Annotated in this window: 15 protein-coding genes; 9 read left to right on the forward strand and 6 right to left on the reverse strand. The window is 63.7% G+C overall.

Going from position 1 to position 21,898, the window contains the following annotated elements:
• Nucleotides 1–11: 11 nt before the first annotated feature.
• Complete coding sequence (locus ACWGS8_RS16340) at nucleotides 12–1,181, reverse strand: MFS transporter (RefSeq protein ID WP_454581899.1); 1,170 nt, start codon at nucleotides 1,179–1,181, stop codon at nucleotides 12–14.
• Between the two features lie 48 nt (nucleotides 1,182–1,229).
• On the opposite strand from ACWGS8_RS16340, the gene ACWGS8_RS16345 reads away from it, so the two are divergent.
• A complete protein-coding gene (locus ACWGS8_RS16345) occupies nucleotides 1,230–1,769 on the forward strand; it encodes an Lrp/AsnC family transcriptional regulator (protein ID WP_454581900.1) in 540 nt (179 codons plus the stop codon).
• Between the two features lie 12 nt (nucleotides 1,770–1,781).
• Here the strand turns inward: ACWGS8_RS16345 and mtnA are convergent, their stop codons facing one another.
• Nucleotides 1,782–2,876 carry an S-methyl-5-thioribose-1-phosphate isomerase gene (gene mtnA, locus ACWGS8_RS16350; RefSeq protein WP_454581901.1) on the reverse strand — a complete coding sequence of 365 codons (1,095 nt, stop codon included), beginning with the start codon at nucleotides 2,874–2,876 and terminating at the stop codon, nucleotides 1,782–1,784.
• Nucleotides 2,873–4,144, reverse strand: coding sequence for an S-methyl-5-thioribose kinase (gene mtnK, locus ACWGS8_RS16355; protein WP_454581902.1), 1,272 nt, complete (start codon nucleotides 4,142–4,144; stop codon nucleotides 2,873–2,875). Before mtnK ends, mtnA begins: the two co-directional genes overlap by 4 nt.
• Nucleotides 4,145–4,281: 137 nt before the next feature.
• Here mtnK and ACWGS8_RS16360 point away from each other — a divergent pair, with 137 nt between their 5' ends.
• The 3 genes from ACWGS8_RS16360 to ACWGS8_RS16370 all read left to right on the forward strand — a co-directional run bounded on the left by ACWGS8_RS16360 (nucleotide 4,282) and on the right by ACWGS8_RS16370 (nucleotide 7,965).
• Nucleotides 4,282–5,793: a sugar ABC transporter ATP-binding protein gene (locus ACWGS8_RS16360; RefSeq protein WP_454581903.1), complete on the forward strand. Its 1,512-nt coding sequence runs from the start codon at nucleotides 4,282–4,284 to the stop codon at nucleotides 5,791–5,793.
• A 76-nt stretch (nucleotides 5,794–5,869) separates the two neighbouring features.
• Nucleotides 5,870–6,865 (forward strand): ABC transporter permease, encoded by a 996-nt coding sequence (locus ACWGS8_RS16365; protein ID WP_091576572.1) that lies wholly within the window; start codon nucleotides 5,870–5,872, stop codon nucleotides 6,863–6,865.
• 47 nt (nucleotides 6,866–6,912) lie between these two features.
• Nucleotides 6,913–7,965 carry a substrate-binding domain-containing protein gene (locus ACWGS8_RS16370; protein ID WP_454581904.1) on the forward strand — a complete coding sequence of 351 codons (1,053 nt, stop codon included), beginning with the start codon at nucleotides 6,913–6,915 and terminating at the stop codon, nucleotides 7,963–7,965.
• Nucleotides 7,966–8,031: 66 nt separating this feature from the next.
• On the opposite strand, the gene ACWGS8_RS16375 is transcribed toward ACWGS8_RS16370, so the two are convergent.
• Nucleotides 8,032–10,086, reverse strand: a complete 2,055-nt coding sequence (locus ACWGS8_RS16375; RefSeq protein ID WP_454581905.1) for a bifunctional aldolase/short-chain dehydrogenase — start codon at nucleotides 10,084–10,086, stop codon at nucleotides 8,032–8,034.
• Nucleotides 10,087–10,173: 87 nt separating this feature from the next.
• Nucleotides 10,174–11,139: a sugar-binding transcriptional regulator gene (locus tag ACWGS8_RS16380; RefSeq protein WP_454581906.1), complete on the reverse strand. Its 966-nt coding sequence runs from the start codon at nucleotides 11,137–11,139 to the stop codon at nucleotides 10,174–10,176.
• A gap of 201 nt (nucleotides 11,140–11,340) precedes the next feature.
• On the opposite strand from ACWGS8_RS16380, the gene ACWGS8_RS16385 reads away from it, so the two are divergent.
• From ACWGS8_RS16385 to ACWGS8_RS16405, 5 genes are all read left to right on the forward strand, one after another.
• Nucleotides 11,341–12,981 (forward strand): acyl-CoA synthetase, encoded by a 1,641-nt coding sequence (locus tag ACWGS8_RS16385; RefSeq protein WP_454581907.1) that lies wholly within the window; start codon nucleotides 11,341–11,343, stop codon nucleotides 12,979–12,981.
• 185 nt (nucleotides 12,982–13,166) lie between these two features.
• Nucleotides 13,167–13,775: a TetR family transcriptional regulator gene (locus ACWGS8_RS16390; protein WP_454581908.1), complete on the forward strand. Its 609-nt coding sequence runs from the start codon at nucleotides 13,167–13,169 to the stop codon at nucleotides 13,773–13,775.
• A 54-nt stretch (nucleotides 13,776–13,829) separates the two neighbouring features.
• Nucleotides 13,830–14,972, forward strand: coding sequence for an efflux RND transporter periplasmic adaptor subunit (locus ACWGS8_RS16395; RefSeq protein ID WP_454581909.1), 1,143 nt, complete (start codon nucleotides 13,830–13,832; stop codon nucleotides 14,970–14,972).
• A gap of 243 nt (nucleotides 14,973–15,215) precedes the next feature.
• Complete coding sequence (locus ACWGS8_RS16400) at nucleotides 15,216–18,356, forward strand: efflux RND transporter permease subunit (protein WP_454581910.1); 3,141 nt, start codon at nucleotides 15,216–15,218, stop codon at nucleotides 18,354–18,356.
• A gap of 189 nt (nucleotides 18,357–18,545) precedes the next feature.
• A complete protein-coding gene (locus ACWGS8_RS16405; RefSeq protein WP_454581911.1) occupies nucleotides 18,546–19,901 on the forward strand; it encodes an LLM class flavin-dependent oxidoreductase in 1,356 nt (451 codons plus the stop codon).
• 73 nt (nucleotides 19,902–19,974) lie between these two features.
• Here ACWGS8_RS16405 and ACWGS8_RS16410 read toward each other — a convergent pair whose 3' ends face one another.
• Nucleotides 19,975–21,684, reverse strand: coding sequence for an APC family permease (locus ACWGS8_RS16410; RefSeq protein ID WP_454581912.1), 1,710 nt, complete (start codon nucleotides 21,682–21,684; stop codon nucleotides 19,975–19,977).
• Nucleotides 21,685–21,898: the final 214 nt, after the last annotated feature.

A 21,898-nucleotide genomic window follows, 5' to 3' on the forward strand; every position in this document is an offset into this window, starting at 1 on the left:
ATCAATACACCTTAGTGCCACGCCGCCGCAGCAGCGGCAACCAGCATCAGCAGCGCCGCAACCATCGCGCAGATGGCAAAGCCGAAGCTGGAATAGATCGGCCCGAAGCCGGTGGTGCCGATGAAGACCGCCAGATAGGTCACGGAGCTGTTCAGGCCCATGATCGTGCCGCGCCGTGAGGGATCGAGCGCCGAGAGGCGCATCACCAGGACATTCAGCCCGAAATGATTGGCAAGCCCCCACACCGCCACCATGGCGAGCGTCAGGCCGAAACTGTCGCTCGCCGCGGCAATGGCGACATAGACAGCGGCGACAAGAAGATAGGCGAACGGCATGACGCGGCGGGCGCCCAGGCGATCGATCACGCCGTCGAGGAGGGCAGCCGTGCCGAACCCGATGCCATAGGCAAGTGCTGCCCAGCCATTGGCGCTCACCGATTTGCCCAGTCCGCTGTGCAGGTGGTCGCCGAGATAGCCATAGACGCCGTAAAAGGCGGTCATGAAGGCCGCGCAGGCGATGAGAAGCGGCACAATGCCGGGAATGCCGAGCGCCGCCAGCGGTGTTGGTGCCGGGCCGCTCTTCCTGATGTCGCTCAGCGACGTCATGGTGAGGCTGGCCAGCGCCAGCATTGCCAGCACCGCGACCGCGGCGAAGACGGCGCGCCAATGCACGAGATCGGCAAGCACCGCCGACAGCGAAACGCCGGCCACCATGCTGAGCGTCCATCCGGTCAGCACGACGCCGATGGTGCCGCTTTCGCGGCCGGGCGGCGCGATCGCCGCCGAACTGGCATAGATCGCCGGCATGGCGACGCCGGCGGCTATACCGGCGACGAGCTGGGCCGCGACCAGCATGATCAGTATCGGGGCGGCCGCGCTGGCGACGAGAGCAATGGCCAGCAACAGCAATGCCCCTTGCAGCATCCGGCGGGCGCCGAGCCGGTCGATATAGCGGGCCAGGAACAGAGCGCTCGCCGAGGTGCCGAGGCCAAAAGCCGCCGCCGCGATCATGACGGTCGGGACGCTGCTTTCAAAGGACGACGCCACGGCCGGAGCTATCGGGCCTAGGACCAGCGAATTCGAGCCTATTACGGCAATGCAGCCGGTCAACAGATAGGCGAGGGCCGGGATCGGCGGTCTGGCGTCTGCTGGCAGGGCAGCGGCTTGATTGCTGTTCGACATATCATCATAATGGCCGCATTAAATTCTGTGGCAATCAGGATTGTCGATATGGATGAAGAAACAGATGGCATTCTGCAGAACAGGCCGGCGCCCCGCGATATCGATGCAATTGACCGAAAAATATTAGGCGTTCTCGTTGACGACGCGACGGTCAGCTATGCGGAACTCGGCGATCGGGTCGGGCTTTCGCCGCCAGCCGCGCATGAACGGGTCAAACGCCTTCGGCGCAACGGCGCCATTCGCGGCACGGCTGCTATCATCGATCCCAAGGCGGTGAAGAAGCCGCTGCTCGCCTTCGTGCATATCGACACCAGGGGCTGGGGCAAGACGCCGGAGCTGATGGCGGTTTCGCAGTATCCGGAAGTCGAGGAGATCCACACCGTCGCAGGCGATACCTGCATGCTGCTGAAGGTCCGCACGGAAGATACGAGGGCGCTGGAAGGCCTGCTTGCACGCCTCTACGAAACGCCCGGCGTCACCTCGACGCGCAGCTATGTGGTGCTGTCGACCTATCTCGAGCGGCCGGTGCAGCCCGGCATCACCGACAAGTGGCCGACGCCGGGACACATGAGCAAGCCGCTGTATTAGCCGGTTTCGGCGCTATGCTCGCTCGGGGAACATTGCCTTCAGGCCCTCGCGTGACGCCTTGGCGATGCCGCGTTCGGTGATCAGCCCGCTGACCAGCCGTGCAGGGGTCACGTCGAAGGCCGGGTTCGCGGCGGGCGTCGCTTCGGGCGAGATGCGCACCTGGGCGATCTCGCCGCCGGCGGTCTTGCCCCACACAAGCGAGACCTCGTCCGCCGAACGCTGCTCGATCGGGATCTCCTCGAGCCCGTCATGCACCGTCCAGTCGATGGTCGGCGAGGGCAGCGCGACATAGAACGGCACATCATTGTCGGCGGCGGCAAGCGCCTTCAGATAGGTGCCGATCTTGTTGCAGACATCGCCGTCGGCGGTGGTCCGGTCGGTGCCGACGATGACCATGTCGATCGCGCCGCGCTGCATCAGATGGCCGCCGGCATTGTCGACGATCAGCGTGTGCGGAACGCCGTGGCCGGCCATCTCCCAGGCGGTGAGCTGGGCGCCTTGGTTGCGCGGCCGCGTTTCGTCGACATAGACATGGACCGGGATGCCGGCTTCCGTTGCCAGATAGATCGGCGCGGTGGCGGTGCCGTAGTCGACGGTCGCCAGCCAGCCGGCATTGCAATGGGTGAGGATATTGACCGTCTCGCCCGGCTGCTTGCGCGCCGCGATCGCCTTGATGATGGCGAGACCGTTCTCGCCGATGGCGCGGTTCAGTCCAACATCCTCGTCGGCGATCTCACCGGCACGCCGATAGGCGGCTGCGGCGCGTTGTTCCGTTGGCAGCGGCTCGAGGAAGCGCCGCATCTCGTCCAGCGCCCAGCGCAGATTGATCGCCGTCGGGCGCGTCTCGTGCAGCGTCTCCCACACGCCGTCGAGCGCTGCGTCGGACGGATCATCCGCCATCTGCATGGCGACGCCGTAGGCCGCGGTGACGCCGATCAGCGGCGCGCCGCGCACCCACATGTCGCGGATTGCGGTGGCGATGCCGGCAACCGTGCCGATCGTCTCGATGCGAAAATCATGCGGCAGCCAGCGCTGGTCGATGATCTCGACGGAACGCCCGTCGTCGCTCAGCCAGATGGTGCGGTAGTGGCGGTCGCCGACGTTCAAATGCTGCTCTCCTGTTCGATCAGCGTGGCCAGGGTGTTGACCTCGTCGATGCTGTGTATCTGGCGCCGGTTGACGGCGATGTGACGGCCGAATTTCAGCGCCTTTGACTCACAACTGGCGCGAAGCTCTTCATCGGCAATGGTCTCGAAATCGGCATTGTGGGCGAGGCCGAGGATGCGCCTGTGCACCTCGATGCCGGCAAAGCCGAGCAGATCGGTCCAAATCTGGTGCAGCACATGGTCGAGCGCCTGTTCCGCGCCCAGCCTGTCGCCCCGATCCTCGAACAGGCTTCTTTGGTAGAGCATGCCGCTGCGCTCCGTGTGCCACAGATGCGAGAATTCGGCGCGGAATACCGCCCATGTCTGTGCGGTGACCCCAAGCAGATAGGCGCGCATCGCGTCGCGCTTGCCCTTCTCCTCATGTCCGCGCTGCGAGAAGAACGACATCCAGAAATTGGCGAGCAGCATGCCGACATCGAAGGCCATCGGCCCGTAAAATGCGAATTCCGGATCGATCATCCGGGTCTCCGTGTCGGTGACCATGATCGAGCCGGAATGCAGATCTCCATGCAGCAGCGTCTCGGCGTTGGCGGCGAAAATGTGCTTCAGCCGTTGCGCCTCGACCTTGAGGTCGCGATCGGCACGCAGTTCGGCAACAACGCTGTCGAGTTGCGGTGTATGCCGGTTCATCTTGGCGTCGAAATAGGGATCGGAGAACACCAGATTCTCGGTGATGTCGCAGAGCTCGACATTGTCGGCGAACAGCGCCAGATCGGCCTTGCGATCCCTGGTCACCATCGACAGGTCGGAACCGCGAAACAGCGTGCGGGCCATGAACAAGCCGATATCCCTGGCGATGTTGGGCAACTGGCGCCCGTCGATCAGGGCGCGCCTGAGAATAACATGTGGCGGCGCCAGATACTCCATGATGATCAGCGCCTGGCCTTCATCGAAATAATAGATCGCCGGCACGGAGCCCGGCGCGCGCGCCTCTTGCCTTGTCAGCGCGTGATACTCGAAGAAGGAGCGCTTCAACGGCAGCGGCCAGCTGTCGCCGACCAGGCGGACATAGGGCAGGGCCTGCTTGACGACCGCCGCGCCGCCGGCGCCCTCGACGATGAACACCAGGTTCAGATTACCGTCGCCGACCTCGCGGACTTTCCAGTGTGTCGTGTCCCTGCCGATCTTGGCGCACAGCGCCTCGTTCGTGCCGAGGCGCGTGGCGAGCGTCTCCACCGACAGTGCTTCGAACGGCAATTTTCTGGTCATTCGTCTCCCTCCCGTCTGTGCGCTCCGATCATAAGGGAGCCTTGACGGCGGGGCCAAGCTAGGAAGCGATCTGGCAATTGTCAATCGTGTTGACAATTGCCGATGTAGCCCATAGCGTCATGGTCAGGGAGGAACGCATGGTCGGCAATGCCGTGTTCCGTGTAGAGGGACTGAGGAAATCCTTTGGCCGTAACGAGGTGCTTGGCGGCATCTCGCTCGAGCTGCATTCCGGCGAAGTCACCGTGCTGATGGGCGCCAATGGCGCCGGCAAATCCACCCTCGTCAAGATCATCAGCGGCGTCTACGAACGCGGCGGCGGTAGCATGATCCTCGCCGACCAGGCTTTTGCCCCGAACACGCCGGCGGAAGCGATCCGCGCCGGCGTCGTCACCGTGCACCAGAATATCAATGACGGTGTCGTCGCTGACCTCGATGTCGCCACCAATTTGACGCTCGACAGGCTGAGCGGCAAGGGCGTGCCGACCCTGTTCAATCCCGCCCGGGTGCGCCGCGAGGCCAAGGCGGTCGCCGACCGCATGGGTCTGGCCATCGATCTCAGGGCCCGCGTCAACGACCTTTCGCTGGCCGATCGCCAGATGGTGGCGATCGCGCGCGCCTTGGCGCATCAGCCGAAAGTGCTGATCCTCGACGAGCCGACCTCCTCGCTCTCCAGCGCCGAGGCCGACCGGCTGTTCGCGCTGGCCGACCGGCTGCGCGAGCAAGGGGTGGCGATCCTCTACATCTCGCACCGCATGTCCGACATCAGGCGGCTCGCCGACCGCATCGTCTCGATGCGTGACGGGATCATTTCGGGCGTCTTCGACAGCAAGCCGCTCGATTATGAAGGCGCGGTCAATGCCATGCTCGGTCGCAAGATCCATCTCGACCAGATCGTTGCCAGGAGTTCCGCCAGGCCGGTCCTGACCGTCGAAGGCCTGCGCATAGGGCAGGGCGCCAGGCCGATTTCGCTGACGCTTGGCGATGGCGAGGTCGTTGCCATCACCGGCCTCGTCGGCGTCGGCAAGACGGCGCTTGCCGAGACGCTGTTCGGCGTGCGCAAGCCGCTGGCCGGCACCATGACGATGAACGGCAGGCCGTATGCGCCGCGATCGGCCGGCGATGCTATCGACGCCGGCGTGTTCCTCGTCGCCAAGGACCGCGCCACCAGCGGCATCGTCGGCGGCTTCAACATCGAGCGCAATGTCAGCCTGCCGTTCCTCAAGCGGATGTCGAATCTGGGTGTGCTCAAGCGCCGCCTCGAACGCGCCACCGCTCGCCGCCAGATCGAGGAACTCAGCATCGTCTGCCGCTCCGAGAAAGACGAAATGTCGGCATTGTCCGGCGGCAACCAGCAGAAGGTCATGGTTGCCCGCTGGATGGCGCAGAATGCCGCGTTGTTCATTCTCGACGAGCCCTTTCAGGGCGTCGACATCTCGGCCAGGCGCGACATCGCCGCCAAATTGAGGGCAAGCGCCAATGGCCGTGCGACGCTTCTGTTCGTCACCGAACTCGACGAGGCGCTGGAGACGGCCGACCGCATCCTGGTGATGTCGGAACACACAATCGTCGGTGAACACCGCAATGCCGAAGTCGATCTCGATCGCCTGCTGGCCGAAGTCGCCGGCGGGCCGCTGCACAGCGCCGCCTGAGCGTGGCGGTAGATTGGAATGGAGAGACCATGGGTCCGAGTTGGATAAGAATGGCTGCGTCGCGCGGGTGCGCTGAATGACGTTGCGCGACCACGCCATACGCTATGGGTTTATCGTCCTGTTGTTTGGGCTCGTCGCTTATTTCGCGATCGCCGCCGATGGGTTCGTCTCGCCGCAAAGTGCCGTCTTCATCTTCCAATCGGTCGCCATCACCGGCGTGCTGGCGCTCGGCGTCACCGCCACGCTGGTCGTCGGCGGCTTCGACCTGTCGATCGGCTCGGTCGCTACATCGGCCATGATGGCGGCTGCCTATGTGATGGTGGTGCTGGAGCAGAACGCCGTCGTGGCGGTCGTCGTCTGCCTGCTCATCGGTGCCATTGTCGGCCTGATCAATGGCTGGCTGATCGTCTATATGCGCGTGCCCGATCTCTTGGCGACGCTCGGCATGATGTTCCTGCTGGTTGGCCTGCAGCGCATCCCGACCGAGGGCCGCTCGATCGCCACCGGCATGACCATGCCTGACGGTTCGGTCGCCAATGGCAAGTTCGGCGACGCCTTCCTGGCGCTCGGCCGCCACCGCTTCGACTTCTTCATCCCGAACCTCATTCCGGTGTCGGTGGTGGTGCTGCTGGTGCTGGCCGTGCTGATCTGGTTCTTCCTCGAATACACTCGCTTCGGCCGCATGATGTATGCGGTCGGCTCGAATGAGCGTGCCGCCGAACTCGCCGGCGCGCCTGTCAAGGCATACAAGATCTGGGCCTACGTTATTTCAGGAGTTTTTGCCTCGATCGGCGGCATTTTGCTCGCCGCCCGGCTTGGACGAGGCGACATCGCCTCGGGTAATAATCTGCTGCTCGATGCGGTTGCCGCGGCGCTGATCGGCTACGCGGTGCTTGGCGCCGCCAAGCCGAACGCCTTCGGTACCGCTGTCGGCGCGCTGTTCGTCGGCATCTTGCTGCAAGGCCTGACGATGATGAACGCGCCTTACTACACGCAGGATTTCGTCAAGGGCGTGGTTCTGGTCGTCGCCCTTGTCTTCACCTTTGCCCTTTCGGGCAGGGGCAGGGGGTAGTCTCGACCTGACAGGATTTGGGTTCAACAAGAGTGGAGGAAAACAAGGTGAACATCACGAGAAGACTTCTGGGGAAGGTGGCGCTCGGGCTGGCCGGCGCAACCATGCTGATGCAGGTCCCGGCTTTGGGCGCCGATAAGCCGGCGCCGTTCGACAAGCCCGGCGTCAAGATCGCGCTGGTGCGCTATCTCTCGACCGGCGACTTCTTCCAGGCCTACCTCTCGGGCGTCGAGGCGCAGTCCAAGGCGCTCGGCATCGACCTGCGCGTGCTCGACAGCCGCCAGGATGCCGCCCTTCAGTCCGACATGGTCGACCAGGCCATCGCGCTCGGCGTGCAAGGCATCATCATTCAGCACGGCCTGACGGAATCGATGAAGGATGCGGCCCAGCGCGCGGTCGACGCCGGCATCAAGGTGGTGGCCTTCGACGTCAATGTCGAAAACCCCAAGATCCCGCAGATCGAACAGTCGGACAAGGACCTCGCCCGCCTCGCGCTCGAGCAGGCGGTGAAGGACAATGGTGACAGCTGGAATGCCGGCTATGTCTATGTCGCCGGCATCGCGCCGCTCGACCGCCGCAACGAGACCTGGGTCGACGTGAAGAAGAAATATGCGGGCATCAAGGAAGTGGCGATGTTCGGCACGCTCGACAACCCGATCGCCAACTCCGTCGCCAATCAGGCGCGTTCGGTGCTGTCGGCGCATCCGGATATCAAGGTGATGTTCGCCCCCTATGACGAATTCGCCAAGGGCGTGAAGATCGCCGTCGACGAAGCCGGCCTGAACAAGGGCATCAAGATTTACTCGGCCGACATCTCGACATCGGACATATCCGCGATGCGCGAACCCGACAGCGCCTGGGCGGCGACCGCGGCGACCAACCCGGCCGTCGTCGGCCAGGTTTCGGTGCGCGCTCTGGCGCAGTTGCTCGCCGGTGAAGACCCCGGCCACAACGTCATCGTGCCGCCGACGCTGATCACCCAGAAGGAGCTGATCGACAAGGACATCAAGAACATGGAAGACCTGTCGGCCAAGCTGCCGCAGTTCGCCCATGCCAATGTCGCCATGCCGGCCTGGATGCCGAACCCGAACGCGAAGTAGGGGTCGTCGTAGCACATATGAAAAGGGCGGTCCGCGGGCCGCCCTTTTTGTTGTCTGCCGAAAAGCCTACCGCAGCGCTGCCGCGATGTTGCCCCCGTCCACCGTGGTCACGTCGGCGGTGGTGCGTTCGGCCAGCGCGTGATGCAGGAAGGCCTGCGCCACATCCTGTGCCGTCACTTCCTGGCCGAGCAGATTGCCGGACATGTATTCCTTCTCAGACACGCCGCGCGCGCCGGAGCGGCTGGCGATCATGGCGTCGGTCAAAAGCCCCGAGCGTATGCGGTCGGCGTTGACCGCGTTCGAACGGATGCCATGGGCGCCGTAGTCGAGCGCGTATTGCCTGGACAGGAACAAAGTCGCCGCCTTCGGCACGCCATAGGCGCCGAATTTCGGACCCGGATTGACCGCTTGCTTGGAGGTGTTGAACAGAAGCACACCGCCGGTGCCCTGTTCCAGCATGATGCGCACGGCGTTCTGCGCCACCGACTGATGGGCGAAGAAATTAAGCTCGAAGCTCTTGCGCAGCAGCGCATCGTCGAGCTCGCCGATCCGGCCTTCCCAGGCCGCACCCGCATTGGAGACCAGGATGTCAACGCCGCCGAACACGGCGACCGCTTTGTCGAAGGCGGCGCGCACCTGGGCCGGGTCGGTGATGTCGGCGGCGACGCCGATCGAATTGTTGCCTGCTTTCTTGGCTGCATCGGCGGCCTTGTCGCCATCGACATCGACGACGACCGCATGGGCGCCATTGTCGGCGAACAGTTTTGCCGTCGCAGCCCCGATCGCGCCGGCGCCGCCAGTGATCAGCACCACCTGGCCGGTTAGCGGCTTCGGCTTGTTGGAGGCAAGCTTGGCCTGTTCGAGCGACCAGTACTCCAGCGGGAACAAATCGGCCTTGGACAGCGGGTGGAAACGGCCGACAGCTTCGGCGCCGCGCACCGCCTCGATCCACATCTCGCCGACATCGGAGGCGATCCTGGCATCCTTCAGCGTGCGGCCATGGCCAAACATGCCGAGCCCCGGCACCAGCGTCAGCCGAGGCATCGGGTCGAGCATGGTGCGCTTGACGTCGTCGAGCGCGTCATTGGTCTCGAAATAGGCGCGATAGTCCTTGGCGAAGGCGTCGACATGGCTCTTGATGACGGCCTTGTAGTCGCCGGCCTTCTCCGCATCGGGCGCCGGCACCGCCATCGGTCCGGTCTTGATGCGGATCGACAGATCCGGCGTCGACACGCCGCGTCCGGCATAGTCGGCGATCGCGGCCGAATTGATGAAATCGACAATGGCGTCCGACGTGCGGAAGTCAGAGATCATGCGGTCGAAGCGGCCTTCGCCACGCGGCACCGCAACGGCGCCGCGCAGCATCGGCGCGATGGAAGCCGGCGTGGCGAGCTTTGCCGGCAACGCCGCCTTTGCCGCCTTCGGCTTGGCATTCTCAGCGACGTACTCCTCGGCGACATTCACATAGTGGATCATCCGGTCGTAGGCCTGTTTGGCATCGTCGCCGAAGGTGAAGATGCCGTGCTTGTCGAGGATCAGTCCTTCGACCGTCGGATCGGCATCGAAGACGTTGGCCGCCGCCTTGGCGAGGTCGAAGCCCGGCATGATGTAAGGCACATAGCCCATCTTGCTGCCGAACACCGTCTTCACCAACGGCTTCGAGTCCTCCTGGTCGACGATGGCCAGGATCGCGGTCGAATGGGTGTGATCGACGAATTTGTGCGGCAGGAAGGCATGCAGCAGCGTCTCGACCGAAGGGTTGGGCGAGGACGGATCGATGAGGTTCGCCCGCTGCAGTGCCACCATGTCCTCGTCGGAAAGCCTGTCCAGAGCACGCGCCTTGAGCAGCGCGCCCATCTTCACCGCCGGCAGGCCCTGCGGCTCAATGACGGCCATGTCCCAGCCGCTGCCCTTGACGCAGAGCACGTCCCACTCATCGCCGACCAGGTCGGTCGCCTTGATCTTGCAGGACGTGTTGCCGCCGCCATGCAGGACCAGCTGCGGCACGCCGCCCAGCAGCCGCGTCGTGTAGACGCGCAGTGCGAGGTCGCGGCCGACGCCTTTCTTGGCATAGTCGGCAACAAGTTTCTCGGCCGCGTCGTCGTTCCACAAATTCTTCATGTTCGCTTCGTCCAGTTGCTGTCTTGGGTGGTGAAACAGGAATGCCGCGACGCCTTGATGACAATGCGCCGGCGAGGGGGTGCTTTTTCAGGATGCTTTTTGTGGTGCCGCTCCGGCATGATCGAGCAGCCGTTGCGCCATATGCGCGCCGACCACCAGATGCGTGCAAAGCCCGCCGGCGAGTGCCGCCAGCAGGGGTTCGAACTTGCTGTCCTCCTGCACCACCATCAGGCGTTTTTCGATGGCGCGCAGCGAAGCGAGTTCAGCCGAAATGACCCGGCGGTTGTAGCTGCAGTCGAGCGCCTCGCCCCTGGCGTCGATGATCTGTCCGGCGATCACCCCGGCGGCGCCGATCCCGCGCAACGCGGCCATTTCGTCCGGGTTCAGCGCGCCGCATTTGACGACATGGCTGTCGGCATCGACGGTGCCGACGGAAAAAAGCGCGAGATTGCAATCACTGACGCCGCCCAACTGCTCACGGATCACCGGCTCGGCGCGCAGCGCACGCGCCAGCTCTTCCGTCGACAGCACCAGCGGCGCGTAGAAATTAAGCCCCTTGGCGTTGAGCCGCCGCGCGATCTCCATGGTGCACTGGTCGGGCCGATAGGAGTAGGGCGCGCCGAGATTGCCGCAGAGCTGCACCACCGTGACATCCTGCAGGTCGGCATAGGACATGATATCGGCGATCATGTAGACGGTGCGGCCCCAGGCGACGCCGATGCGGTCGCCTTTCTTGACCAGTTCGAGAAAGACGCTCGCCGCCAGTACGGCGATATCAGTCGATGGGTCCGGGATATGGCCGTTCTCCGGCGCGATCCAGACCGCGTCGAGGCCAAGCGCGTCCTCGAGCCTGCGCGCCATCACGTCGTCGGTGAATAGCTGGGTCGAGGTCGAGATGTTGACGATGCCGGTCTCGCGCGCCTTGCGCAGATACATGGCCACCGAAGCACGCGAAATGTTAAGCTGGCTTGCAACCTGATCCTGCCGCAGGCCATGCGCATAGTAGAGCCAGGCGGCTTTGTGAATGAGTTGTTCTGCCGGTCGGATCGCCATGCCGTCTCCTCGGCTGACATTAGTCACGGCTCTCGACAAAAGTCAAATTGGGATGTGTGAGCGCGATCGTCTCTAAACAAACAGTATCCGGGATGGTCATTCTAGAAAGCCCGGATAGCATAGCATTTTCGGCCATTCAGGGGGATGGCATGACGAGAGCCCTAAGGTTAGAAAGCTCGAAAAGGACTTTGGGGAGGACGGATGGGCAATCCTTACGAACAGGATCTCGACAGGAACGCGGCCAACCACCAGCCACTGACGCCGCTCACCTATCTGGAGCGCGCGGCAAAGACCTATCCCGATCACGTCGCCATCATCCACGGCCGCCAGCGCATCAGCTACCGCGATTTCTGGCGCCGCTCGCTGAAGCTTGCCTCGGCACTGCAAAAGCGCGGCATCGGCAAGGGCGAGACGGTCACCGTGATGCTGTCCAACACGCCGCCAATGCTGGAGGCGCATTTCGGCGTGCCGATGACCAAGGCGGTGCTGCATTCGCTCAACACCCGCCTCGACGCCGCGGTCATCGCCTTCCAGCTCGACCATGCCGAGACCAAGGTGCTCATCGTCGACCGCGAATTCTCCGGCGTCGTCCGGCAGGCGCTCGATCTGGCCAAGGTCAAGCCATTGGTCATCGACTATGACGATCCCGACTACGCCGCCGACGCCCCCTATCCGAAGGGGGAACGGATCGGCGGGCTCGACTATGAGGATTTTGTCACCGGCGGCGACGAGGATTTCGCCTGGTCGATGCCCGACGATGAATGGGACGCCATCTCGCTCAACTACACTTCGGGCACGACGGGCAATCCCAAGGGCGTCGTCTATCACCATCGCGGTGCCGCCCTGATGGCCTACACCAACACCATCCATGCCGGCATGGCCAAGCACGCCGTCTATCTCTGGACGCTGCCGATGTTCCACTGCAATGGCTGGTGCTTTCCGTGGACGCTGGCCGTCCAGGCCGGCACCCATGTCTGCTTGCGCTGGGTGCGGCCGAAGCCGATCTACGATGCCATCGCCGATCATGGCGTCACCCATCTCTGCGGCGCGCCGGTCGTCATGTCGGTGCTGATCAATGCCAGGGATGAGGACAAGCGCACGTTCGCGCAGACGGTGACCTTCAACACCGCGGCCGCGCCGCCGCCGGAAGCCGTGCTGTCGGGCATGGCCGATGCCGGCTTTGCCGTCACCCATCTCTACGGCCTGACCGAGACCTATGGCCCGGCCGTGGTCAACGAATGGCACGGCGAATGGGACAGCCTCGCAAAGGGCGAGCGCAGCGCCAGGAAGGCAAGGCAGGGCGTGCGCTATGCCGCGCTCGAGGGCCTGACCGTCATGGACCCCGAGACGATGCAGGCGACGCCGGCCGACGGCGAGACCATCGGCGAGGTCATGTTCCGTGGCAACATCGTCATGAAGGGCTATCTGAAAAACCGCAAGGCCAGTGATGAAGCCTTCGCCGGCGGCTGGTTCCATTCCGGCGATCTCGGCGTCATGCACCCAGACGGCTATATCCAGCTCAAGGACCGCTCCAAGGATATCATCATCTCGGGGGGCGAGAACATTTCCTCGATCGAAGTCGAGGATGCGCTGTACAAACACCCGTCGGTCGCCTCCTGCGGCGTAGTGGCGCGCCATGACGACAAATGGGGCGAGGTGCCGGTTGCCTATGTCGAACTGAAACCCGGCAAGACCGCGACCGAGGCCGAGATCGTCGAGCACTGCCGCGCGCTGCTTGCTCGCTTCAAAGTGCCGAAAGCGGTGATTTTCGCGGAGATCCCGAAGACCTCGACCGGCAAGATCCAGAAATTCCGGCTGCGGGAAATGGCCAAACTCGCCTGAAGCGCCGGCGGCCTCTTTCAAAATATTTTGAGTTGCCCGCATCCTTTGGCCGCTTGGTGACGTCTGTTGGATGTCACCATCTGTCACTATGTTGTACGCGTACGTCGATTTCGCGTTGACATCCCGCCTGCTTCAATTTACGACTGACGAAAATTGAAATTCGTCACTTGTCAAACGAAAGAGCCATGTCCGAAGCCGCCAACATCGTGGTTGATGCCGCCAGACAGGAGAATGTGACGCGCATTCTCGATTGCGCCGAGCGCCTGTTCCGGCACTACGGCTACGGCAAGACCAATGTTGCCGACATCGCCCGCGAGCTCGGCATGTCGCCGGCCAACATCTATCGGTTCTTCGCCTCCAAGGTCGAAATCCACCAGGCGGTGTGTGGCCGGATGCTCGGCGCCAGCTACAAGATGGCCTACGAGATCATGCATCTGCCGATCGGCGCCGAAGAGCGGCTTCGTCGCTACATCCATGCGCAATACAAGATGACGCTCGAGACCATGCTCGATGCGCAGAAGGTCCATGAGATGGTCATCGTCGCGCTGGAGCGCGACTGGGGCGTCATCGACAAGCACGTCGACAGCATCCACGATCTTTTCGCGGAGGTCATCCGTGACGGCATCGAGGCCGGCGAGTTCGCGGAGCAGGACCCGGCGATCGCTTCGCGCTGCTTCGGCGCCGCTACAATCATCCTTTGCCATCCGCAGATGGTGGCGCAGTGCCTTGCCAAGACCAACCGGGCCATGCCCGACGACCTGATCGACTATGCGATCAAGGCCTTGAAGAAATAGCCGGCGCCCGTCGGGCGCAGGTCGACAGTTTATCTCCAGTTCGGGAGTGCCAAGGTGTCTTTGTCCCATTCCATCATCCGCCGGTTGCCGGTCGCGGGCCTTGTCGTCGCGGCGCTCGCGCTTGCCGGCTGCAGCCAGGAGAAGGCCGAGGTCAAGGAGATCATCCGCCCGGTCAAGGTCGTCGAAATCGCTCAGGCGCACGACACCCGCATGCTTTCCTATTCGGGGTCTGTGCGGGCTCGCACCGAAAGCGCCCTGGCTTTCCGCGTCAACGGCAAGATCACCGAGCGTCTGGTCGACATCGGTCAGCATGTGGCGCCGGGCGATGTGCTCGCCCGCATCGATCCCATCGACTACGACCTGTCGGTCAAGAGCGCGCAGGCAGCGCTTGATGCCGCCGAACGGCAGGTCGAGACGACGGAGCTTGCGCGCAAGCGCGCCGAGCAGCTTTTCACCAGGAACTTCGCGCCGAAATCGCAGCTAGAACAGGCGACGCTGACCCGCGATCAGGCCGTCGCCACGCGCGATTCCGCCCGTTCGTCGCTTGACCAGGCCAAGAACCAGGTCGGCTATACCGACCTCAAGGCCGACAGGGACGGCATCGTCACGGCTGTCAACGCCGATGTCGGCCAGGTGGTCGGCTCCGGCACGCCGGTGGTTTCAGTCGCTGTCGACGGCGAAAAGGAAGTGCTGATCGCGGTGCCGGAAATGGAAATCGCCGAGTTCAAGCCGGGCAAGTCAGTCAAGGCGGGCTTTTGGGCCGACAGCACGCTGGCGCTTGACGGCAAGGTCCGCGAGGTTGCCGGCAGCGCCGATCCGCAGTCGCGCACCTTCGCCGTCCGTGTCAGCCTGCCCAATGATCCACGTGTGCTTCTCGGCATGACCGCCAGTATCGAGGCCTCGGCCGCCAATGAGAAGCAGCTGGTTTCGATCCCCTTGAGCGCGTTGGCAGAAAAAGACAGCCAGTCGATCGTCTGGACCGTCGATCGTGGCGCCGACACCGTTCATGCCCGTCCGGTGAAGGTTGCCAAGTTCGCCGCCGATGGCGTGCGCGTCGCCGAAGGATTGAAGCCCGGCGATGTCGTGGTCGCCGCCGGCACCCAGTTCATGACCGAGAATCTCAGGGTGAAGCTCGCCGGCGGCGTAGCGCAGCAATCAGCCTCAGCCGAGGGCGACGACGCCAGCCGGCTGCGCTGAGGACAGATAGGTCGGCCGCGCGTTCCCGCGGCCGCAGGTTTCCGGGCGGCGTGCGCCCGAAGGTTGAGACGTCACGGCCGATGTACCCCCGCATCGACCTAAGCGTCCCACCGCGATGAGTGTCTCTCCGCTCGGAAAGCCTCGCCGCCCGGAAGCCAGATCGAACGCGGATGATTTCGTTTCGCGCGCCGTGCTTCTTCGAAGCGCCAGGCGCCGGCAAACAAGCAAAGTGGACCTGCAACGATGACGACCTCCACTGAAGAAAAGCGGCCCTTCAACCTGTCGCGCTGGGCCATCGGCCATCCCTCCATCGCGCGCTTCCTGTTCGGGCTGATCATCATCGCCGGTGCGCTCGGCCTGATGCGCATGGGCCAGAAGGAAGACCCGGATTTCACCTTCCGCGTCATGGTCGTGCAGGCGATCTGGCCTGGCTCCTCGATCCAGGAAATGGAGGACCAGGTCGTCAACAAGATCGAGCGCAAGCTGCAGGAAACGCCGCATCTCGACTTCGTGCGCTCCTTCACCCGCGCCGGCAGCGCCATCATCACCGTGCAGATCAAGGGCGACACCAACGCCGCCGAAGTGGCGGACGCCTTCTATCAGGTGCGCAAGAAGGTCGGCGACATCTCCGGCGACCTGCCGCAAGGCCTGCTCGGCCCCTATTTCAACGACGAGTTCGGCGACACCTTCATCACCCTGCATTCGATCAGCGGTGACGGCTTCTCCTATCCAGAGCTGAAAAAGTTCGCCATCCAGGCGCGCGACATGCTGTTGACGACGCCCGGCGTCGAGAAGGCCGTCATCATCGGCGACCAGCCGGAAAAGCTCTACATCGACGTCTCGTCCAAGGCGCTCGCCGAGCGTGGCTTGACGCTGCCCGATCTGCAGAACGCCATCAAGGGCCAGAACAATGTCGATCCGGCCGGTGCCGTCGACACCGGCGTCAATTCGGTGCGCATCTCCGTCGAAGGCGACGTCACCAAGGCCGCCGATATCAGGGAATTGCGCCTGCGTGCCGGCGGACAGGTTACCCGTCTCGGCGACATTGCCACTGTGACATCCGGGCTCGAAGATCCATTCCAGCGCAAATACCGTTTCAACGGTCATGACAGCGTGCAGCTTGGTGTCGTCATGGCCAGGGGGTTCAAGGTCACCGATGTCGGCAAGGATGTCGAGGCGACCTACAAGCGCTTTGAAGAAGCGCTGCCCTATGGCGTGTCGGTCGACCAGATTTCCGACCAGCCGGGCGTCGTCACGGATGCGGTGGCCGAATTCATGCATGCGCTCGGCGAGGCGCTGCTGATCGTGCTTGTCGTCTCGTTCCTTTCGATCGGCTGGCGTTCAGGGCTGGTCATCGCCATCGCCATTCCACTGGTTCTGGCCGCCACCTTCGCCATCATGTACGAGCTCGGCATCGACCTGCAGCGCATTTCGCTGGGCGCCCTGATCATCGCGCTCGGCCTGCTCGTCGACGACGCCATGATCGTCGTCGAGATGATGGAGCGCAAGCTAGAGGAGGGGCTGGTCAAGATAGAGGCCGCGAGCTTCGCCTATACGTCGACCGCCTTCCCGATGCTGAGCGGCACGCTCATCACCACCGCCGGCTTCATCCCGGTCGGCTTCGCCGCCTCCACGGCCGGCGAATATGTGCGCACCCTGTTCTATGTCGTCGGCATCGCGCTGATCGTGTCCTGGTTCGTCGCGGTCTATTTCACGCCATGGCTCGGCAACATGATCCTCAAGCAGCGCAAGCATGCCGGCACCCATCATGACGTCTTCGACACGCGTTTCTACCGTCGGCTGCGCGCTACCGTCGGCTGGGCCGTGCGCCACCGCATCATCGTGCTCGTCATGACGCTGGTGACTTTTGGCACCAGCCTCTGGGCGTTCCAGTTCATCCCGCAGAACTTCTTCCCGCAATCGTCGCGGCCGGAAATCCTGGTCGATCTCTGGCTGCCGGAAGGCACCAGCATCAAGGAGGTCGAAACGCAGGCCAAGGCGCTGGAAGCCAAGATGATGGACGACAAGGACAAGCGTTTCATCGCCACCTATATCGGCGAAGGCGCACCGCGCTTCTTCCTGCCGCTCGACCAGCAGCTGCGCAACCCGAACTTCGCCCAGATGCTGGTGATGGCCAATGACGAGCCGGCGCGCGAGCGGCTGATCGTCAAGCTGCGCACGGTTCTGGCCGAGGATTTCCCCTCGATCCGCGCCAAGGTCGACCGCCTGTTCCTCGGCCCCCCGACCGGCTGGCCGGTGCAGATGCGCGTCATGGGTCCCGACCGCCAGGAGGTGCGCCGCATCGCCGACCAGGTGAAGGCGAAATTCCGCGAGGATCCGCTGCTGGGCGCCGTGCATGACGATTGGCTCGAGCCGGTGCCGGCGATGAAGCTGGTCATCGACCAGGATCGCGCCCGGGCGCTCGGCGTCACCTCGCAGCGCATCCGCCAGATGCTGCAGGCGACCATGGCTGGTGCGCCGCTCGACGACTTCCGTGATGGCGAGGAGACGGTCTCCATCGTCGCCCGCGAGCCGGATGCCAGCCGGAGCCTGCTGTCCTCGGTCGACTCGGTCTATATCCCGACCGATTTCGGCGGCTTCGTGCCGCTGTCGCAGGTGGCCAAGGTGGTGCCGGTGCTGGAGCAAGGCATCGAATGGCGCCGTGACCGCTTGCCGACCATCAGCGTGCGCGCAACGCTGCCCGACGGTGTGCAATCCAACGACGTCGTCACCAAAATGTACAAGGACATGCAGGGCCTGCGCGACGGTCTGGCGCCCGGCTACAAGATCGAGATCCAGGGCGGTGCCGAGGATTCGGCCGAAAGCCAGGCGTCGATCGCCGCCAAGGCGCCGATCATGCTGGCCATCATTGTCGTGCTCTTGATGATCCAGCTGCAGAACTTCGGCAAGGCGATGCTGGTGCTGGCAACCGGCCCGCTCGGCATCATCGGGGCGGCTGCCGCGCTTTTGATCAGCGGTGCGCCGTTCGGCTTCGTCGCCATCCTCGGCGTCATCGCGCTGCTCGGCATCATCATGCGCAACTCGATCATCCTGGTCGACCAGATCGACCAGGACATCGCCAGGGGCATGGAGCGATCGGAGGCCATCATCGGTTCGGCCGTGCGCCGTTTCCGGCCGATCGTGCTGACGGCGATGACGGCGGTGCTGGCGCTGATCCCGATCTCGCGCGCCGTGTTCTGGGGGCCGCTCGCCTACGCCATGATGGGCGGCATCATGGTTGCCACCGTGCTGACCATCCTGGTGCTGCCGGCAGGCTACGCCCTGTTCTTCGGCCGCGAACCGAAGAAGGTCGTGAACAGTGAGCAGGCGCCCGAGCCAGAGTTGGCGACTGAGCGGCCGCAACTGGCCCTGGCCGCGGAATAGAGCGGTTCTGTCGGATCATCCGCCGTCGGCGATGGCGGATGAGGCGGCGTGACGGCTGCGCCGACACGCCGATGAAAATTCTCGCCGCTGCCGATTTTGCAAAACAGAATTCCTTCCAAGGGCCGCAAAGCGGCTCCATGCTGGGTGACACCGGAGCGGCAACGCTCGTCCTCATCAGGGTGTCTTTCCATGACAGAAAAACGGCAATTGCGGCTTGGCGCGTTCATGCGCCCGGTCAGCTTGCACACCGGCGCCTGGCGCTATCCCGGCGCCTATCCTGACGCCAACTTCAACTTCGCGCATCTGAAGCGCTTCGCTCAGACGCTGGAAGCCGCGAAGTTCGACGCCTTCTTCATGGCCGACCATCTGGCCGTGCTCAACATGCCGATCGAGGCGCTGCGGCGCAGCCATACGGTGACCTCGTTCGAGCCGTTCACGCTCTTGTCGGCGCTGGCCGCCGTCACAGACCATATCGGGCTGGTTGCCACCGCATCGACGACTTTCGACGCGCCCTATCACATTGCGCGCCGCTTCGCGTCGCTCGACCATATCAGCGGCGGCCGCGCCGGCTGGAACATCGTCACCACGTCCAACCCTGATGCGGCCCTCAATTTCGGGCTGGACGAACATGTCGAGCATGACGAGCGCTATCACCGGGCGCGGGAATTCTACGATGTCGTGACCGGCCTGTGGGACAGTTTCGCCGACGACGCCTTCATCCGCGACGCCGAGAGCGGGCTCTATTTCGATCCGGCCAAACTGCATGTGCTGGGCCACAAGGGCGAGCACCTCTCCGTACGCGGGCCGCTCAACATTGCGCGTCCGGTACAGGGCTGGCCGGTCATCGTCCAGGCCGGTGCGTCGGAAGCCGGGCGGCAACTGGCGGCTGAAACGGCCGAGGTGATTTTCGCCGCCCATGGTGATCTCGCCGCCGGGCAACGCTTCTTTGCCGACGTCAAGGGCAGGGCACAAAAACTCGGCCGCTCCCGTGACGACATCAAGATCCTACCTGGTGCTTTCGTCATCGTCGGCGACAGTGTCGAGGACGCGCGGGCCAAGCGGGCGAAGCTCGACAGCCTGGTCTATTACGAGAGCGGCATTGCCTCGCTGTCGATCGCCCTTGGGCATGACGCGTCGACCTTTGATCCTGACGCCGCTTTGCCTGAAATACCGGAAACCAATGCCTCGAAGAGCAGCCGCGAGCGCGTCATTGAGCTCGCCCGGAACGAAAACCTGACCGTGCGCCAGCTTGCCCAGCGGCTGGGCGGCTATTCCGGCCTCGCCTTCGTCGGCACACCGCAAACGATCGCCGACGAGATGGAGGAATGGCTGGTCACCGAGGGATCGGACGGTTTCAACATCATGTTCCCCTATTTGCCCGCCGGGCTCGACGATTTCGTCGAGAAGGTGGTGCCCGAGCTGCAGCGGCGCGGCATCTTCAGGCGGCAGTATGAGGGATCGACGCTGCGCGAGAATCTCGGCCTGAAGCGGCCGCCTAACCGGTTCTTCGAAGACGCGAAATCGGCAGTTCGCAAGGCTGGTTGATGCGAGGCTCTGGTCAGTGGCCGAAAAAAATCGGGCGCGCCGTAGCGCGCCCGATGTCAGTTAAGTCGGCCTGTCAGATGACGAATATCCAGTTGGCGATCAGCATCACCGCCACACCGGCGACCAGCGTCAGATAGGGCAGCATGCCGGCTTTCTTCACCGCGAGGTCAGCTCCCGTCATGCCGAGATCGGCCAGCATGTGGTCGGGGAACTTGCCCTTGTCCTGAATGTAGTGGCGGAAGCAGAACACCGGGATGATCAGGGCCGCTGTGATCAGTCCGGCCCACAGCGCCATCGGGTTCCACACCTTGGCGCCGGCGCCCATGAAGATCGCGTTGACATAGGCGAAGATCGCTCCGATCCCGAGAAGCCAGGTCGGCGCCTTCCACGGCCGCGCGATGTGGCCGTTGTCGATGCGGTGGATCCAGCCGGCATTGAGGTTGAGGAAGTTGAAGATGATGTAGCCACAGTTCGACACGGCGAGGATGAAGAAGAAGCTCGTCGCGTCAGCCGAGGCGATGGCCAGCACGATCAGGTTGAAGCAGAGGTCGGTCCACATCGCCCGCGTCGGCGCACCATGTTCGTTGACGTGGCTGAGATAGCGCGGCAGCCAGCCGTCGACCGAGCCCTGGTAGAGCGTGCGCGAGGAGCCGGCCATCGCCGTCATGATGCACAGCACCAGCGCCAGGATCATCAGCATCACCAGCAGGCTGTGGATGATCTTGCCGCCGCCGACCATGCCGGCCAGCGCGTCCGCGACCCCCGAGCCGTCGACGATGGGTGTCGCCAGCATGCCGTTCAAGCCGAGCACGCCCTGGAAGGTGAAGGGCACCAGGATGAACAGAAGCATGCAGAGCAGGCCGGAATAGAAGATGGCCTTGAACGTGTCGGTACCGGGGTTCTTGAACTCGGAGGTGTAGCAGACGGCGGTTTCGAAGCCGTAGGTCGACCAGGCGGCGATGAACATGCCGCCGAGCACCAGCGTCCAGCCGGCGATGTTCCAGGTGCCTGGGTCCGGCGCATAGGCGGCGGCCAGCGGCACCAACGGCGAGAAGTTGGCCCAGTTGATCTGTCCGGTGAAGATCGGCACGACACCGACGATCAGCATCGGGATGATGACCAGCAGGCCGATATATTTCTGCACATTGGCCGTGCCGAGGATGCCGCGATGCTGGATCGAGAAGATGATCAGCATCAGTACCGCGCCGATGACGAAGGTGGCGTTGAGCGTGAAGGAGACCGGACCCAGCGTGTGGCTGTACAGCGTCCAGTTGCGGATCGCCGGCGTCGCGGCCGCGGTCACCGCCGTGATGGCGTCGGCCGGCGCCGTTCCGGCATGCGCCGCTATATAGGCGACCACTTCCGCAGAGGTCTCGGTGAAGATCGGCACCGGCGCCAGTGCGTTGAGGATATAGGCGGCGGCGATCGAGCAGCCGAGCGACAGCACCGGCGACCAGGCGAACCAGTTGCACCACACCGACAGCGGCGCGATGAACTTGGAGTAGCGCAGCCAGGCGGTGGCGCCGTAGATCGAGGCGCCGCCCGACTTGTTCGGGAACAGGCCGGCGATCTCGGCATAGGTGAAGGATTGCAGGAAGCCCATGATCATGGACACCGTCCAGATCAGGAAGGCCAGCGTCCCGGTCGTGCCGGCAATGCCGCCGATCGAAAACAGGACCAGCGCCGGAACGCCGCTCGCCACCCAGAAGGCGCCGCGCCAGTCGATATGCCTGAGCAGCTTGCTTTCGGCAGGCTGCTCGAGGGCCGTGCTTATGGTGCTCATGTCAGTGACTTCCCCTTTTTCTCGTGTTCCCCGCCAGCGATGCCTCGGCTTTGCGAAGCTTTGCTCCCCGGCACATGACCTCACGACTCCGGTGTTTCCACTCAGTCGTATTTTTTTCTTAGGAGTGAAGATTGATCCGACGCGCTTTCACGTCAAGCGTTTTGTGACGCCGTGCACATCACGCTTGCGCGCGCAGGCAACTATACGCCTCGCG

It is taken from the genome of Mesorhizobium sp. 43Arga (assembly GCF_053714255.1).

Excerpts from the sequence above, each read along its gene's own strand:
- ACWGS8_RS16340 (WP_454581899.1), bottom strand. The coding sequence starts at position 1,181 with ATGTCGAACAGCAATCAAGCCGCTGCCCTGCCAGCAGACGCCAGACCG.
- ACWGS8_RS16345 (WP_454581900.1), top strand. The coding sequence starts at position 1,230 with ATGGATGAAGAAACAGATGGCATTCTGCAGAACAGGCCGGCGCCCCGC.
- mtnK (WP_454581902.1), bottom strand. The coding sequence starts at position 4,144 with ATGACCAGAAAATTGCCGTTCGAAGCACTGTCGGTGGAGACGCTCGCC.
- ACWGS8_RS16360 (WP_454581903.1), top strand. The coding sequence starts at position 4,282 with ATGGTCGGCAATGCCGTGTTCCGTGTAGAGGGACTGAGGAAATCCTTT.
- ACWGS8_RS16365 (WP_091576572.1), top strand. The coding sequence starts at position 5,870 with ATGACGTTGCGCGACCACGCCATACGCTATGGGTTTATCGTCCTGTTG.
- ACWGS8_RS16375 (WP_454581905.1), bottom strand. The coding sequence starts at position 10,086 with ATGAAGAATTTGTGGAACGACGACGCGGCCGAGAAACTTGTTGCCGAC.
- ACWGS8_RS16380 (WP_454581906.1), bottom strand. The coding sequence starts at position 11,139 with ATGGCGATCCGACCGGCAGAACAACTCATTCACAAAGCCGCCTGGCTC.
- ACWGS8_RS16385 (WP_454581907.1), top strand. The coding sequence starts at position 11,341 with ATGGGCAATCCTTACGAACAGGATCTCGACAGGAACGCGGCCAACCAC.
- ACWGS8_RS16390 (WP_454581908.1), top strand. The coding sequence starts at position 13,167 with ATGTCCGAAGCCGCCAACATCGTGGTTGATGCCGCCAGACAGGAGAAT.
- ACWGS8_RS16400 (WP_454581910.1), top strand. The coding sequence starts at position 15,216 with ATGACGACCTCCACTGAAGAAAAGCGGCCCTTCAACCTGTCGCGCTGG.
- ACWGS8_RS16405 (WP_454581911.1), top strand. The coding sequence starts at position 18,546 with ATGACAGAAAAACGGCAATTGCGGCTTGGCGCGTTCATGCGCCCGGTC.
- ACWGS8_RS16410 (WP_454581912.1), bottom strand. The coding sequence starts at position 21,684 with ATGAGCACCATAAGCACGGCCCTCGAGCAGCCTGCCGAAAGCAAGCTG.